Origin of the sequence: Micromonospora sp. NPDC018662, from assembly GCF_044391475.1 — a bacterium.
GTDB lineage: Bacteria > Actinomycetota > Actinomycetes > Mycobacteriales > Micromonosporaceae > Micromonospora.
Genome location: NZ_JBISAC010000002.1, coordinates 52,128 through 67,432 on the forward strand (window position 1 = coordinate 52,128; position 15,305 = coordinate 67,432).

Consider the following 15,305-nt stretch of genomic DNA (forward strand, 5'->3'; position numbering starts at 1 on the left):
CGGCACGGTGGGACGGCCCTTCCTTCGGCCGGCGCCCCTCCTCCTACTGGCCGGTGTACCGGGCCCGCCGCACGAGACCCGGCCGGCGTCGGGCCGCCTAGCGTCGATCGGCGTGATCAGCGACGCCCCCGCCTTCCTCGGCCAGTTCGCCCGACACCCGTTCACCACCGGCGCGGTGCTGCCCAGCGGCATGATCCTCGCCTGGGACATCACCGCCGCCGTACCCCGCCACGGGCACCCGCTGGTGGTCGAGCTGGGCCCCGGCACCGGCGCCTTCACCCGGGCGATCCAGCACCGGCTGGCCGGACGCGGCCGACATCTGGCGGTCGAACTCAACCCGAGCTTCGCCACCGCGCTGGCCCGCCGTCACCCGGCCGTGCAGGTGGTACGCGCCGACGCCGCCGCCCTCGACCGGGTCCTTGCCGACCGGCAACTCCCGGCCGCCGACGTCGTGGTGAGCGGGCTGCCCTGGGCGGCTTTCGGCGCCGGACGGCAACTGGCCGTCCTCGACGCGGTGCTGCGGGCGCTGCGGCCGGACGGCGTGTTCACCACGTTCGCGTACCGGCACGCGCTGGCGACCCGCCCCGCCCGCCGCTTCAAACGGCTGTTGGCCGGCGGGTTCGAGGAGGTGACGATCGGGCGGACGGTCTGGACCAACCTGCCGCCGGCCCTGGTCTACCACTGTCGCCGGCCGGTGAGCCGGTGAAGGCCGGCACCCGTCGTTCGGGGTGCCGGCCTTCGGTGTCTTACTTGGTCCAGTGCTGGGCGACCAGGTCGGTGGCCTGCTTCTCCCACTGCGCGTACGCGTCCGGGTAGGCCGACACCTGCACGGTCTGGGCAGCCTTGGTCAGCGGCATGTCCTGCCAGCCGTCGACCTGCTTCAGACCCTTCAGGAACGCCAGGGTCGAGTACTCCGGGTCGGTGATCTGCTCCGGGCTGCCCCACCCACTGGACGGGCGCTGCTGGAACAGACCCAGCGAGTCGTGATCGTTGCGGTCGCCGAGGTGACCCAGGTTCTCCAGCTTCGACTCCTGCAGGCTCGTCGCGATCGAGATGACCGCCGCCCGCTCCGGCAGGCCGGCCTTCTTCGTCGCCGCGATGATCGCCTTGGCGTTCGCGGTCTGCTCGTCGTTCAGGCTGATGGTCGACTGCTCGCCCTGCACGGTGGCGGCGGCGACGGGCTTGCCGGCGCTGGCATGGGCGGTGTCGGCGTGGGCGGCGATCGGACCGGCGAACACACCACCGGTGAAGGCCAGACCAGCGATACCCAGGATGCTCTTACGCAGGATCGTGTTCATGAGGGGGCTCCATTCGGGGGTCAACACACCCGGGGATGGGTGCGGGCACCGTCAGGCGCTCTCGGGGGGATCCGGCCGGCTCGCGGAAGCGCGGGGCCTCGACGCGGCGCCGGAAGACTCTGCAACGACCGGCCGCCCACCGTCATTCCCCGGGGGCGGGGTCGGCGGCGCAGGGGCTGGCGCTCGCCTTCCACGGCCGTGCACCCGGTTACAACGCCACGCACCCGCCGACGATTCCATCGCCAGCGTGCCACCCACCACGCCCGAACCGGACATCACACCCATCCGACACGATCGGTGGCACACCACGGCTGTCTCAGCCCATCGCAGACACCCATGACGTTCCACCCATCACCCGATGCCCCCGCGAGTGGAACGCTATGGCTGTCTCAGGTCCCCGCAGACACCCATGGCGTTCCACCCGCCGCCGAGTGGGCAGGGCCGCCCGGCCGCGAGGGGGGTCAGGCGGCGGGCCAGTCCTGGGAGGCCAGACGCGGCGAGGCCGCCCCCGGAGGGGCGGCCTCGAGCCAGGAGAGGAAGCCGGTGACCGTGGATCGCGCCATGGCGATCTCCACCGGAGCATGGTGACTGGTACAGCGCAGGATCACCCAGTCGGCCGGCATGGAGAAGCGCTCCTGCCCTTCGGGCAGCCGACGCCGCTCCACCGCCAGATCCTTGCGGGAGAGCACCCGCTTCGGGCGGAGCGCGAAGCTGAACATGCGATACCAGCGGAGCTGGTCGCCTGCGAAGCGACCGAAGCCGGGCGACCAACCGCGCCCGTCGAGCATCGTGGTGACCCGGACGCTCAGCCGGATGATGCCTCCGCTACGGGTGAACAGGGCCCGCCGGATGAAGAGGATCAGAAGCGCGACGACGACGACCGCGACGCCGATTCCGATCCCTTCCACGATCTCCATCGGCGGGTCGGCTCAGCGGGCCGGAGTGGCCGGGGTGGCGCTCTCGGCGAGGACGGTCACGCCCTCACCGGTCACCGACAGGAAGCCGCCGGCGACGTCGTACGCGACCTGCTGGCCACCGGCCTGCTTGATGCGTACCTGGCTGGGCTCCGCGAGCTGGCCGAGCAACGGCGCGTGCCCCGGCAGCACACCGAGCTCACCCTCGGTCGTCCGGGCGACGACCATCTCGGCCTCACCGGTCCAGACCTTCTCCTCGACGGCTACGAGCTCGACGTGAAGCTGCTGTGCCACGCTGTCTCCTTGCTGCGGCGGCGGATTGCCGAAAGTCTAGTCGCGCCCCCGAGCGCCACCCAACGCGGGTGGTGAGAGCCGGACCACGACGCCCCGCACCCGCTCAGGCTACCGGGTCGTCTGCTTGAAGTCGGGGTGCTCCAGCAGGAAGGCGTCCACCTGCTCGGTACGCAGGGCCGCGAAGAAGTCGTCGGCCGGGGCGAGGAGCTGCTCACCCCGGTAGGCGCTGCCGCTCCCGATCGGCCCACCGGGCAGCTTGATCGTCTCGATGGCGTCCGGGCGGATGTCCTTCAGGGCGAGCCCGAAGTCGACGACGCTGTTGCCCCGGCCATTGAAGACCAGCGACTGCCCGGCCGCCCGCAGCACCCGGTCCAGCTTGACCGGGTTGGCCACCACGTCGGCACTGAACGCCTGGCTCACCATCGCCTTGACGAACTGCTGCTGGTGCCGCTGCCGGCCGTAGTCCGCGTCCGGCACGCCGTTCTTCGGGTAGCGCTGCCGGACGTAGTCCAGCGCCTGCCAGCCCTTGAGGTGGGCGTTGCCCTTCTCGTACCGGGCCTGCGGGCCGAGGTAGCCGCCGCCACCGGGCTTGAGCTGGCGCGGCGAGCCGTCCGGCTGGAGGTGCTCGGACTTCACGTCCCGCTCGATGTACATGTCGACGCCGCCCATGGCGTCCACGATCTTCTTGAACCCGCTGAAGTTGATGATCGCGCCGGCGTCGAAGCGCTTGATGCCGGTGACCCCCTGCACGGTCTTGGCGAGCAGCTCGAAGCCCTGCGCCGCGCTCGGGTTCTTGCCCGGCACGTTGCTGCCGTGCGACATGGCGGCGTTGATCCGGTCGGTGCCGCCGGCGTAGTCGGCCTTCGGGAAGGCCGGGATGTCCACCCGCAGGTCGCGCGGGAGCGAGAAGAGATAGCCCCGGTCCATGCCGGCCGGCACGTGCAGAATCATGATCGAGTCGGACAGCGGTCGGGCCGTCGAGGTGCGCGGGTCGATGCCGACCAGCAGGATGTTGAGCGGACCCTTGATGTTGCTCTTCTTCTCCGTGGCGCCGGCAGCCTGGTCGCCGAAGAGGTCGCCCTTGCCGACCGCGCCCTCGTAGCGCGCGACCAGCGTGTGGTAACCCACCAGCACCGAGCCGCTGAGCACCATCATGACGATGCCGAGGATGGTGCTGACGCGGGCCCACCGCGGCACGCCACGCCACATGGACCGCTTGCCGCGGTCCGTGCCGCCCTTACCCACGAGCATCTCCAATCGTCGCGCCCACGAAGAGGAGACGGGCGCAGGGGTCCGTTTCGTTGCAGAGATCAACGACGGTGACGCGAATTCGTGTCACGAACGGTACCGCGCGCTTCGGCGGACCGCTTGCCGGCGAACCGGGCGTCTGGTACGGCACCGGCCCTGAACAGGCGAAGGCCGTCCCGACGAGATGTCGGGACGGCCCTCACGGTGTGAGCGGGCTCTCAGCCCTCCTCACCCATCAGCTCCTCGGCCTTGGCCTTCAGGTCCTCCAGGCCACCGCACATGAAGAACGCCTGCTCCGGGAAGTGGTCGAACTCCCCCTCGCTGATCCGGCGGAAGGCGTCGATGGTCTCCGCGATCGGCACCGTGGAGCCCGGCACGCCGGTGAACTGCTCGGCGGCGTACGTGTTCTGCGAGAGGAACCGCTCGATCCGGCGGGCGCGGCCGACGGTGAGCTTGTCCTCCTCGGAGAGCTCCTCGATGCCGAGGATGGCGATGATGTCCTGCAGGTCCTTGTAGCGCTGCAGGATCCGCTTCACCTCGGTGGCGACGGCGAAGTGCTCCTCGCCGACGAACTCCGGGGCGAGGATCCGGGACGAGGACGCCAGCGGGTCCACGGCCGGGTAGATGCCCTTGTCGGAGATCGACCGCTCCAGGTTGGTGGTCGCGTCGAGGTGGGCGAACGTGGTGGCCGGCGCCGGGTCGGTGTAGTCGTCGGCGGGCACGTAGATCGCCTGCATCGAGGTGATGGCCTGACCCCGGACGGAGGTGATCCGCTCCTGGAGCTCGCCCATCTCGTCGGCCAGGGTCGGCTGGTAACCCACGGCGCTCGGCATGCGGCCGAGCAGCGTGGAGACCTCGGAGCCGGCCTGCGTGAAGCGGAAGATGTTGTCGATGAAGAGCAGCACCTCCTGCTTCTTCACGTCGCGGAAGTACTCCGCCATGGTGAGCGCGGAGAGCGCGACCCGCAGCCGGGTGCCCGGCGGCTCGTCCATCTGGCCGTAGACCAGCGCGGTCTTGTCGATGACGCCGGACTCGGTCATCTCGGCGATGAGGTCGTTGCCCTCGCGGGTGCGCTCACCCACGCCGGCGAAGACCGAGGTACCACCGAAGTTCCGGGCCACCCGGGTGATCATCTCCTGGATGAGCACCGTCTTGCCCACGCCGGCACCACCGAACAGGCCGATCTTGCCACCCTTGACGTACGGGGCGAGCAGGTCGATGACCTTGATGCCGGTCTCCAGCATCTCGGTCTTCGGCTCCAGGTCCGCGAAGGCCGGGGCCTTGCGGTGGATGCCCCAGTGGTCGTCCGCCTGGATGGTCTCGCCCTCGGTGAGGTTGAGGCACTCGCCGATCGCGTTGAACACGTGGCCCTTGACCGCGTCGCCCACCGGCACGCTGATCGGCGAGCCGGTGTCCCGCACGTCGGCGCCGCGGACCAGGCCGTCGGTCGGCTGCATCGAGATGGCGCGGACCAGGTTGTCACCCAGGTGCTGGGCGACCTCCAGGGTCAGCGTCTTCTCACCGCCGGAGAGCGTCACGTCGACGTGCAGGGCGTTGAACAGCCCCGGCATGGCGTCGCGCGGGAACTCGGCGTCGACGACCGGGCCGATGACCCGGACCACGCGACCCGTGGCCGTCTTGGTCTCCACTGCGGATACAGTCATCACACTTCACTTCCCGACGCGGCCAGCGCGTTCGCGCCGCCGACGATCTCACTGATCTCCTGGGTGATGCCGGCCTGACGGGCCGAGTTCATCTCACGCGTGTACTTCTCGATCATCTCTTCGGCGTTGTCGGTGGCGCTCTTCATCGCCCGCCGACGGGCGGCCGACTCACTCGCCGCCGACTCCAGCAACGCCGCGTAGATCCGCGTGTTGATGTACTTCGGCAGCAGCGCGTCGAGCAGCGACTCCGGCTCCGGCTCGAACTCGTACGCCGGCAGCAGGCCCTCGGACCGCGGCCGGTCCTCCACCTGCATCGGGCCGACGATCCGGGTCACCGGGTTCTGCGTCATCAGGGACTTGAACTCGGTGTAGACGATGTGCAGCTCGTCCACGCCGAGGATCCCGTCCGCCCCGGCGTGGCCGTCCGCGTCGTCCGCGCCGGCGGTGAACGCCTTGATCAGCGTGTCACCGACCTCGCGGGCGTCGTCGAACGACGGCTGCTCGGAGAAGCCCGTCCAGCTGCCGGCGATCTCCCGGTTGCGGAACCGGTAGAACGCCACGCCCTTGCGGCCGATGACGTAGAGCACCGGCTCCTTGCCGTCGGCGCGCAGCCGGGCGATCAGCGACTCGGCGGTCCGGATCGCGTTCGAGCTGTACCCGCCGGCCAGACCCCGGTCGGCGGTGACCAGCAGGACGCCCGCCCGCCGCACCCGCTCGCGCGGGGTGAGCAGCGGGTGGTCGATCCGCGCGTTGGAGGCCAGCGCCGTCAGCACGCCGGTGATCGCCTCGGCGTACGGCAGCGAGGCCGCCACCTTGGCCTGGGCCTTGGCGATGCGGCTCGTCGCGACGAGCTCCATCGCCTTGGTGATCTTCTTCATCCCCTTGGCGGAACGGATCCGCTGTCGGAGAACGCGTACCTGGGCGGCCATCGGATCAGCTCTCGGCGGGGCGGTCGGTGGTGCCGTCGCGGAAGCGGGTCACCGTCTCGCGGGTCTGCTCACCCTCCAGCGGCTCGGCCGGGGCCTCGTTGACGCGGACCTCGTCCTCCTTGCCGAGGAAGACCTGCTTGAACTCGGTGATGGCCGAGTCCAGCGAGGCGATGATGTCGTCGCCCCACTTGTTGTCCGCGATCGAGGCCAGCACGCCCTCGTGCTTGTGCCGGAGGTACTGCAGGAACTCCGACTCGAAGCGGCGGACCTCGCCGACCGGGACGTCGTCCAGCTTGCCCTCGGTGCCGGCCCAGACGGAGACGACCTGCTCGTTCACCGGGTACGGCGAGTAGTTCGGCTGCTTGAGCAGCTCGACCAGGCGGGAACCACGGGCGAGCTGGTTCTGCGAGGCGCGGTCCAGGTCGGAGGCGAAGGCGGCGAACGCCTCCAGCTCACGGAACTGGGCCAGGTTGAGCCGCAGCGAGCCGGCGACCTTCTTCATCGGCTTCACCTGCGCGGCGCCGCCGACCCGGGAGACCGAGGTGCCGACGTTGATGGCCGGCCGGACGCCCTGGTTGAACAGGTCGGTCTCGAGGAAGATCTGACCGTCGGTGATCGAGATGACGTTGGTCGGGATGAACGCCGAGATGTCGTTCGCCTTGGTCTCGATGATCGGCAGGCCGGTCATCGAACCGCCGCCCAGCTCGTCGGAGAGCTTCGCGCAGCGCTCCAGCAGGCGGGAGTGCAGGTAGAAGACGTCACCCGGGTACGCCTCACGGCCCGGCGGGCGGCGCAGCAGCAGCGACACGGCGCGGTACGCCTCGGCCTGCTTGCTCAGGTCGTCGAAGACGATCAGGACGTGCTTGCCGCCGTACATCCAGTGCTGCCCGATGGACGAGCCGGTGTAGGGGGCGAGGTACTTGAAGCCGGCCGGGTCGGAGGCCGGGGAGGCGACGATGGTGGTGTACTCCATCGCGCCCGCGTCCTCCAGCGTCCCCTTGATGGAGGCGATGGTGGAGGCCTTCTGGCCGATCGCGACGTAGATGCAGCGGACCTGCTTCGTCGGGTCGCCGGAGCGCCAGTTGTCCCGCTGGTTCAGGATGGCGTCCAGCGCGACGGTGGTCTTGCCGGTCTTCCGGTCACCGATGATCAGCTGACGCTGGCCGCGACCGACCGGGGTCATCGCGTCGATGGCCTTGATGCCGGTCTGCAGCGGCTCGAAGACGGACTGGCGGGCCATCACGTTCGGGGCCTGGAGCTCCAACTCGCGGAAGCCCTCGTTGGCGATGTCGCCGATGCCGTCGATCGGCTCGCCGAGCGCGTTGACCACGCGGCCGAGGAACGCGTCACCGACCGGCACGGAGAGCACCCGGCCGGTGCGCTTGACGCGCTGACCCTCTTCGATCCCGCCGAAGTCGCCGAGGACGACGACACCGATCTCGCGCACGTCGAGGTTCAGCGCCACGCCGAGCGTGCCGTCCTCGAACTCCAGGAGCTCGTTGGTCATGGTCGAGGGCAGACCCTCGACGTGGGCGATGCCGTCGCCGGCGTCGGCGACGGTGCCGACCTCCTCACGGGAGACGTCGGCCGTGTAGGAGGAGACGTAGCGCTCCAGGGCGCCGCGGATCTCCTCCGTCGAGATGGTCAGCTCGGCCATCCTCTGCTTCCTTAAAGTTCAGGGGCCCGGGATACCAGGTACCGACCGGTCCGATGGCGTCGAAATCAGGGCTGCAAGACGCTGGTCAGCGCTTCGCGAGCGCGTTGCGGGTCTCGTTGAGGCGGCGCAGGACGGTGCCGTCGTACAGGTCGGAGCCGACCCGTACGCGCACCCCGCCGAGCACGTCGGGGTCGACCGTCTGCTTGACGGACACCTCCCGACCGTACATGCCGGAGAGGCGGGCACCGAGGCGTCGCTCCTCCTCCTCGGTCAGCGGGGCCGCCACGGTCACGTACGCGACCTGACGGTCCCGCCGGTCCGCGGCCAGCTCGACCAGCCGAGTGAGCGCGCCCGCGAAGGAGCGACCCCCGAAGCCCGCGAGCGCGACCTCGACGAGGCGGACGGTGACCGGTCGGGCCTTGCCGTCGAGCAGTTGGCCGGCGAGGCCGGACCGCCGCTCGGCCGGGGCCATCGGGTCGGAGAGCGCGTTGGACAGCTCGGCGGAACCGGAGACGACCTGCCCGAAGCGGAACAGCTCGTCCTCGACCTCGCCCAGCTCGCCGGCCGAGTCGGCACTCGCCAGGAGCGCCTCCACACCCAACCGCTCGACGCCGTCGAGCAGCTCGGACGGGGCCGACCAGCGGCCGGCCACCAGCGCGGCGAGCAGGTCGAGCGCGTCCGCGCCGACCTTGCCGCCCAGGATCCCGGTGAGCAGCGCGGACCGGTCCTCGCCCGAGCGCGCCGGGTCGGAGAGCGCCCGGCGCAGCCGCGGCTCGCGCCGCAGCAGGTCCGCGACGGAGAGGATGTCGTCGGCGGTGGAGGCCACCGCCGACGGCTCCGCGCCGCGGACGTACGCGTCGAGGCGCTCGGCCCCGGCCCGGTACGACTCCCGGCTGGCGGCCTGCATCAGCGGGCCCCCGTGCTCTCGAGACCGCTCAGGAACCGGTCGACGGTGCCCTTGCGACGCGCCTCGTCGGCCAGCGACTCACCGACGATCTTGCTGGCCAGGTCCACCGCGATGGTGCCCATCTCGGTGCGCAGCTCACGCACGATGGTGGCCCGCTCGGCCTGGAGCTGCTCCTTGCCGGCGGCGATGACCCGGTCGGACTCCTCGCGCGCCTTGGCGAGGATGTCCTGGCGGATGCCCTCGGCGTCGGCCCGGGCGTCGTCCCGGATCCGGGCGGCGTCGGTACGCGCCTCGGCGAGCTGGGCACGGTACTGCTCGAGCAGCTGGTTCGCCTCGGCCTGGGCGGCCTCGGCGCGCTTGATGCCGCCCTCGATCGCGTCGACCCGGGCCTGGAACGTCTGCTCCATGCGCGGGAAGACGAACTTCATCAGCACGAAGCAGAGGACACCGAAGGCGACCAGCCCGACCACGATCTCCTGCCAGACAGGGATGATCGGGTTGTGGGTCGTCTCACCACCCTCAGCGGCGAGGAAGAACATGGAAGACCTCCCGGTCGAAGGGGGGCTGGATTAGAGCTGGCCCTGCCAGATGAAGCCGAACGCGATGCCCAGCAGCGCCAGCGCCTCGATGACGGCGAAGCCGATCCAGACGTAGGGAAGGGTCATCCGGGACGACTCCGGCTGGCGGGCGGTCGACTGGATGTAGGCCGAGAAGACCAGGCCAACGCCGATGCCCGGGCCGATGGCCGCGAGACCGTAGCCGATGGCGGCGGTGCTGCCCTCTACCGCGGCGTAGATGTCCATTGGTTGGTTCCTCCTGGGTATCACGCGTGACGGTCACGCGGGACGACAACGGTTGGTGCGAAAGAACGGATCAGTGCTCGTCGGCGAGGGCGCCCTGCACGTAGCTGGCGGTCAGCACCGTGAAGACGTACGCCTGAAGACAGATCACCAGGAACTCGAGGAAGGTCAGCGCGACCGTCATCGTCCAGGACAGCACCGACACCGGCGCCAACCAGGCGTTGGCGCTGATCATGGCGAACCCGCCGAGCGTGAAGACCAGCAGGAGCATGTGGCCGGCGAACATGTTCGCGAAAAGACGGACGGCGAGCGAGAACGGCCGGACGATGAACGTCGAGAAGAGCTCGATCGGGATCAGCAGCGGCAGGATGAACCAGGGCGCCGGCGGAACCAGAGAGTTCTTGAAGTACTTCACGAAGCCGTGGTGCCGGATGCCGACGTAGTTGAACATCACGTAGCTGATCACGGCGAGGAAGGCCGGGAACGCGATGTGCGAGTTCGGCGAGATCTGGAAGAACGGCACGATCGCGAAGAAGTTCGTCAGCAGGATGAAGCAGAAGAGCGTGGTGAAGTACGGCGCGAACCGCACCCCCGCGTGCCCGATCATGTCCACCGCGATGTTGTTGCGCACGAAGCCGTAGATCGACTCGGCGAACCACTGCTTCTTGGTGGGGACGAGTTGCGGCTTCCGGTAGCTGACCAGGAAGAAGATGATCAAGATGCCGACGGCGACCCACACCATCGCCGTGATCTTGGTGAACCAGTACGAGTTCTCCGCACCCCAGGGCAGGATGCTGGGCAGGTAGAAGTCCCCCACGCTCGGTGGGAATTCCGCCTGGCCCTGAGCCAGGACGTTCGCCTGTCCGAACACCGCGTCCCTTCCTAAGTAGGCGTGCCCAGCCGGCGGACGACCAGGATGATGCCCCCGGCCATGCCGAGCACGACCCCGATGCCGGTGGCGACGCCGCCGGTATCGAGCCAACGGTCGACCAGCCAGCCGACGAAACCCCAGACGAGCATGCCCCCGATGAGGTATGAGAGCGCGGTCCAACCCTGACCGGCACCGGACGGAACGTCGCCCGGGCCGCCAGTGTTGGGGGGTTTCTGGTCACCGGCCATGACGGGGCGAACGATATCAGCAAGGCAGAAGAGGTTGTGCCTCACCCCCCGCACAACCTGGTTGTGTGGGACACGGGCGGGCGAAGTCGTCTGGAGGCACCGTACTCCTCCCGCGCCACTGAGAGAATGACCGATCGCGGACGCTTCGGCGCGTCGCCCGAAGGATGGGACGCGTCAGCGCGCGACGCGTCGCGCGTGGACGGTGGCCAGCCACCAGATGTGCACCCCGGTCCAGATCACCACGCCCGCCGCGAGGCCCACGCAGAACGGGATCAGCCCTGGCCAGCCGGTGGAGGCGACCAGCACCAGCACGCCGCCGAGCGCGGTCATCTTGGCCACGTAGAGACCCAGCCCGAACGGCAGCACGAGCTGCGGGTCCCGGGCGTCGGCCCACGCCAGCACCACCGTGGTGAGCGTGTAGCTCACCGCCGTGACGGCCACCCCGCCGGCCGCGCCGAGCGCGCCGTCCGCGCCGCGCCACACTCCGCCGGCCACCGCCGCCACCGCGGCCAGCACCGCCACCGCGGCCAGCAGCACGGGCAGGTGGCGCAGTCGCCACCCACGGTCCGCGACCGCCTCCGCCGCGCGCGTGCCCGGCTCAGTCACGGGGGTACGCCGGGAACACCGTGATCATTTGCCGCTCCCTCGCGTTCTCCACAGCGAAGGAGTCTACGGAGCCGCACACTGGAGCCCGTGAGATGCCTCGTCACCGGTGCCACCGGCTACATCGGCGGGCGCCTCGCGCCCCGGCTCCTGACCGAGGGGCACACCGTGCGCTGCCTGGCCCGCAAGGCCGGGCGGCTGCGTGACGTGCCCTGGGCCGCCGAGGCGGAGATCGTCGAGGGTGACCTGCGCCGGCCGGAGACGTTGCCGCCCGCGTTCGAGGGCGTGGACGTCGCGTACTACCTGGTCCACTCGCTCGGCCAGCGCGGCTTCGAGGCGGCCGACCGGGAGGCGGCGACGAACTTCGCCGAGGCGGCGCGCGCCGCGGGCGTACGCCGGATCGTCTATCTCGGGGGCCCGGAGCCGGCGGAGCGGGACGGCCTGCCCTCGGCGCACCTGCGCTCCCGGGCGGAGGTGGGCCGGATCCTGCTCGACAGCGGCGTGCCGACCGCGGTGCTGCGGGCCGCGGTGATCATCGGGTCCGGCTCGGCCTCGTTCGAGATGTTGCGCTACCTGACCGAGCGACTGCCGGCGATGATCACCCCGCGCTGGGTGCGCAACCGGATCCAGCCGATCGCGGTCCGCGACGTGCTGCGCTACCTGGCCGGCTGCGCGCACCTGCCGCCCGACGTGAACCGCGGCTTCGACATCGCCGGCCCGGACGTGCTGACGTTCGCGCAGATGATGCAGCGCTACGCCCGGGTGGCCGGGCTGCGGCGCCGGGTCATCCTGCCGGTGCGCCCGCTCACCCCGGGGCTCTCCTCGCACTGGGTCGGCCTGATCACCCCGGTGCCGAACGCGATCGCCCGACCGCTGGTGGAGAGCCTGATCCACGAGGCGGTCGCACACGAGCACGACATCGCCCGGTACGTGCCCGACCCGCCCGGCGGGCTGACCGGCTTCGACCAGGCGGTCGGCCTGGCGCTGGCCAAGGTGCGCGACGCGGAGGTGGAGACGCGCTGGTCCACCGCGAGCGGGCCGGACGCGCCGGCCGAGCCGCTGCCGTCCGACCCGGACTGGTCCGGCGGCACGGCCTACACCGACCTGCGGGAGCAGGCGGTGAACGCCCCACCGGGGGCGCTGTGGCGGGTCATCGAGGGCGTCGGCGGCGAGCACGGCTGGTACTCGTTCCCGCTGGCCTGGTCGGTGCGCGGCTGGCTGGACCGGCTGGTCGGCGGCGTGGGGCTGCGCCGGGGCCGGCGCGACCCGCACCGGCTCCAGGTCGGCGAGGCGCTGGACTTCTGGCGGGTGGAGGAGATCGTCCCGGGTGAACTGCTGCGGCTGCGCGCCGAGATGCGGCTGCCCGGCCGGGCCTGGCTGGAGATGCGCGCCGAGCCGGCCGCCGACGGCCACAGCCGGTACGTCCAGCGTGCCGTCTTCCTCCCGCACGGCCTGCCCGGCCACCTCTACTGGGCCTCGGTCGCCCCGTTCCACGCCGTCGTCTTCGGCGGCATGGCCCGCAACATAGCCCGCAACGCCGAACACCCCACCCCCTGACGCGCTCCTCCCTCCCACCCCCACGCCCCCACGGGCCTCTTTCACGGAAAGAGTGGCCATTTCCGGCCGCTTGGCCACTCTTTCCGTGAAACAGCGCCCGACGGGGGTGGGGGGTGGGTGGGTGGGTGGGTCAGTTGCCGGTGCGGGGGCTGGTGTGTTGGAAGGCGACCGCCTCGCCGGGCGGGACGAAGTCGCGTACCGGCTGGTCGCGCAGGGTCCAGGCGAGGATGCGGCCGACGGCGGCGATCTGCCGCTTCTGCACGCCGCCGCCGACCGCGTCCCGCGGGTCGTCCGGGTTCGCGGCGATGGTGGCCACCGCGAGCTGCGGGGTGAACGCGACAACGGTCTCCGTGGCGTTCCGCTCCGAGCTGCCGGTCTTGCCGGCCAACGGGCGTCGTAGGCCCGGCGCCAGCTCCTCGGCCGTGCCGCCGGCACACTTGCGGTACATCGACTGGTCGCCCACCGGGCAGCGGCTGGCGTCGGCCGCCGCGCGGGCCACCTCGGTGTCCAGCACCTGCCGGCAGTCGGTGTCGCCGGCGGCCACCCGACGACCGGTCGCGTCCGTGATCGAGGTGACCGGGGTGGGCCGACACCAGGTCCCCTCGGCGGCCACCGTGGCGTACGCGTTCGCCAGGTCGAGCGGCGTGGTGGCGGAGACCCCCAGGGTGAACGGCCCCCAGCTCGCCGCCCCGTCGCGGGCCAGCTTGGCGTCCTGCGGCGCGCGGAACACGATGCCCAGCCGCTCGGCCATCTCGACCACCCGGTCCGCGCCGACCCGCTCGGTCAGCCAGGCGAAGTAGGTGTTCACCGAGCGGCCGAACGCGTCCCACATGTCGCGGTCGCCGTCCATCCAGTAGGTGTTGGCGTTCGCCGGGCACCACCGGCCGCCGCAACTGGCCGGGCCGCCGGAGATCGGGTACTTCGTGACGTACACCTTCGGGGCGTCGAACTCGGTGTCCAGCGGCAGGCCGGCCTCCAGCGCGGCCAGCAGCGCGAACAGCTTGAACGTGGAGCCGGCCTGGTAGCCGGTGATGCCGCCGCCCCCGGCCACGAGCTGGTTGACCGTGTTCGGGTAGTTCTGCTGTCCGGCCGGGTTGTTCCCCACGCCGTAGCCGCGGTTGACCGCCATGGCCAGCACCCGCCCGGTGCCGGGCTGCACCACAGCGGTCGGCGCGGCCCGCGCGATCGTCTCCGGATAGATCGTCCGGACCTGCTCGCTCGCCTTGGCCTGCACGTCCGGGTCGAGCGAGGACACGATCGACCAGCCGCCGCGGCGCAGCGTGCGCTGCCGTTCGTCGACGGTCTTGCCGAACGCCGGCTGGGCGTTCCACCACTGGGTGAACCAGTCGCAGAAGAAGCCCCAGTCGTTGTGGCCGGCGGGCACCGCCGTGCAGTCGTTCGGGGTGGCGCTGGGCTTGAGCTCCAGCTCGGCGCCCTTGGCCGCCGCCGCCTCCGCCGCCCCTACCCGGCCCGTCTCCACCATCCGGTCCAGCACGTACGCCCGGCGGTCCAGCGCCGCCGCGGCGTCCCCGTTGATCGGGTCGTCGTGGTCCGGCGCCCGCACCAGCCCGGCGAGCAGCGCGGCCTGGGCCAGCGTGAGCCGGTCCGGCGTGGTGGAGAAGTAGCGCTTGCTGGCGGCGGCGACGCCGTACGCCCCGGCGCCGAAGTACGCGATGTTCAGGTAGCGCCCGAGGATCTCGTCCTTGCCGACCTGGCGTTCCAACGTCAGCGCGTACCGCATCTCGCGGATCTTGCGGCCGGCGGTGATCTCGGTGGCCGCGGTCCGCTGCGCCTCGGTCAGCCGGGGGTCACCGGCCAGCGCGTTGCGCACGTACTGCATGGTCAGCGTGGAGGCGCCCTGCCGGGTGCCCTCCGTGCGGTTGGCGGTCAGCGCCCGCAGCACGCCCCGCACGTCGACGCCGTGGTGCTCGTAGAAGCGCACGTCCTCGGCGGCCACGATGGCGTCCCGCATCACCGGCGCCACCTCGCCCACCGGCACGTCCACCCGGTCCTCGACGTAGAACGAGGTGATCAGGGTGTGGCCGTCGTTGGCGTAGAGGTTGGAGCGCTGCGCCGGCTGCGGTGCCCGGAGCGCCTCCGGCAGCTCGGTGTACGGCATCAGGTTCCGCACGCCCAGCCCGAAGACCAGCGCGGCCGGCAGCGCGGCGGCGGCCAGGGCCAGTCCGGCGAGCACGCCGGCGAGCAGCACGGTGAACAGCTTGTCGAGATGGGCGCGGTTCATCAGCTCTCCCCGCAGGAGCCGGCCGTACGGACCCGTTCAGAATGACCGGATTCGCCGCTTTCGCCGACACCTT

The 15,305-nt window shown here is 70.9% G+C and carries 16 protein-coding genes; 2 read left to right on the plus strand and 14 right to left on the minus strand.

Going from position 1 to position 15,305, the window contains the following annotated elements:
• The first annotated feature begins 112 nt into the window (after nucleotides 1–112).
• Entirely contained in the window at nucleotides 113–706 is a 594-nt protein-coding gene (locus ACH495_RS05550; protein ID WP_396856575.1) for a class I SAM-dependent methyltransferase, read from the plus strand.
• Nucleotides 707–746: 40 nt separating this feature from the next.
• Here the strand turns inward: ACH495_RS05550 and ACH495_RS05555 are convergent, their stop codons facing one another.
• The 13 genes from ACH495_RS05555 to ACH495_RS05615 all read right to left on the minus strand — a co-directional run bounded on the left by ACH495_RS05555 (nucleotide 747) and on the right by ACH495_RS05615 (nucleotide 11,436).
• Entirely contained in the window at nucleotides 747–1,298 is a 552-nt protein-coding gene (locus ACH495_RS05555) for a hypothetical protein (protein ID WP_396856576.1), read from the minus strand.
• Nucleotides 1,299–1,759: 461 nt separating this feature from the next.
• A complete protein-coding gene (locus tag ACH495_RS05560; protein WP_396856577.1) occupies nucleotides 1,760–2,215 on the minus strand; it encodes a DUF2550 domain-containing protein in 456 nt (151 codons plus the stop codon).
• A 12-nt stretch (nucleotides 2,216–2,227) separates the two neighbouring features.
• Nucleotides 2,228–2,506 carry a F0F1 ATP synthase subunit epsilon gene (locus tag ACH495_RS05565; RefSeq protein ID WP_047893558.1) on the minus strand — a complete coding sequence of 93 codons (279 nt, stop codon included), beginning with the start codon at nucleotides 2,504–2,506 and terminating at the stop codon, nucleotides 2,228–2,230.
• Nucleotides 2,507–2,614: 108 nt separating this feature from the next.
• Entirely contained in the window at nucleotides 2,615–3,757 is a 1,143-nt protein-coding gene (locus ACH495_RS05570) for an LCP family protein (protein ID WP_396856578.1), read from the minus strand.
• A gap of 215 nt (nucleotides 3,758–3,972) precedes the next feature.
• Entirely contained in the window at nucleotides 3,973–5,418 is a 1,446-nt protein-coding gene (atpD, locus tag ACH495_RS05575; RefSeq protein WP_396856579.1) for a F0F1 ATP synthase subunit beta, read from the minus strand.
• On the minus strand, nucleotides 5,418–6,347 hold the full coding sequence (locus ACH495_RS05580) for a F0F1 ATP synthase subunit gamma (protein ID WP_107156996.1): 930 nt from the start codon (nucleotides 6,345–6,347) through the stop codon (nucleotides 5,418–5,420). The genes atpD and ACH495_RS05580 overlap by 1 nt, the downstream gene beginning before the upstream one ends.
• Before the next feature lie 4 nt (nucleotides 6,348–6,351).
• Nucleotides 6,352–8,004 (minus strand): F0F1 ATP synthase subunit alpha, encoded by a 1,653-nt coding sequence (gene atpA / locus ACH495_RS05585; protein WP_396856580.1) that lies wholly within the window; start codon nucleotides 8,002–8,004, stop codon nucleotides 6,352–6,354.
• An 85-nt stretch (nucleotides 8,005–8,089) separates the two neighbouring features.
• On the minus strand, nucleotides 8,090–8,911 hold the full coding sequence (locus ACH495_RS05590) for a F0F1 ATP synthase subunit delta (protein WP_396856581.1): 822 nt from the start codon (nucleotides 8,909–8,911) through the stop codon (nucleotides 8,090–8,092).
• The gene (locus tag ACH495_RS05595) at nucleotides 8,911–9,450 is read right to left on the minus strand and encodes a F0F1 ATP synthase subunit B (protein WP_107156993.1); all 540 of its coding nucleotides are present in this window, start codon (nucleotides 9,448–9,450) and stop codon (nucleotides 8,911–8,913) included. Before ACH495_RS05595 ends, ACH495_RS05590 begins: the two co-directional genes overlap by 1 nt.
• A 30-nt stretch (nucleotides 9,451–9,480) precedes the next feature.
• Complete coding sequence (locus ACH495_RS05600; protein ID WP_091571232.1) at nucleotides 9,481–9,714, minus strand: ATP synthase F0 subunit C; 234 nt, start codon at nucleotides 9,712–9,714, stop codon at nucleotides 9,481–9,483.
• Nucleotides 9,715–9,784: 70 nt separating this feature from the next.
• Nucleotides 9,785–10,582, minus strand: a complete 798-nt coding sequence (gene atpB, locus ACH495_RS05605) for a F0F1 ATP synthase subunit A (protein ID WP_396777787.1) — start codon at nucleotides 10,580–10,582, stop codon at nucleotides 9,785–9,787.
• An 11-nt stretch (nucleotides 10,583–10,593) separates the two neighbouring features.
• A complete protein-coding gene (locus ACH495_RS05610) occupies nucleotides 10,594–10,830 on the minus strand; it encodes a hypothetical protein (protein WP_396856582.1) in 237 nt (78 codons plus the stop codon).
• Nucleotides 10,831–11,004: 174 nt separating this feature from the next.
• Nucleotides 11,005–11,436: a hypothetical protein gene (locus tag ACH495_RS05615; protein WP_396856583.1), complete on the minus strand. Its 432-nt coding sequence runs from the start codon at nucleotides 11,434–11,436 to the stop codon at nucleotides 11,005–11,007.
• Between the two features lie 87 nt (nucleotides 11,437–11,523).
• Here ACH495_RS05615 and ACH495_RS05620 point away from each other — a divergent pair, with 87 nt between their 5' ends.
• A complete protein-coding gene (locus ACH495_RS05620; protein WP_396856584.1) occupies nucleotides 11,524–12,990 on the plus strand; it encodes an SDR family oxidoreductase in 1,467 nt (488 codons plus the stop codon).
• Nucleotides 12,991–13,120: 130 nt separating this feature from the next.
• Here the strand turns inward: ACH495_RS05620 and ACH495_RS05625 are convergent, their stop codons facing one another.
• A complete protein-coding gene (locus tag ACH495_RS05625) occupies nucleotides 13,121–15,232 on the minus strand; it encodes a transglycosylase domain-containing protein (RefSeq protein WP_396856585.1) in 2,112 nt (703 codons plus the stop codon).
• Nucleotides 15,233–15,305 lie beyond the last annotated feature (73 nt).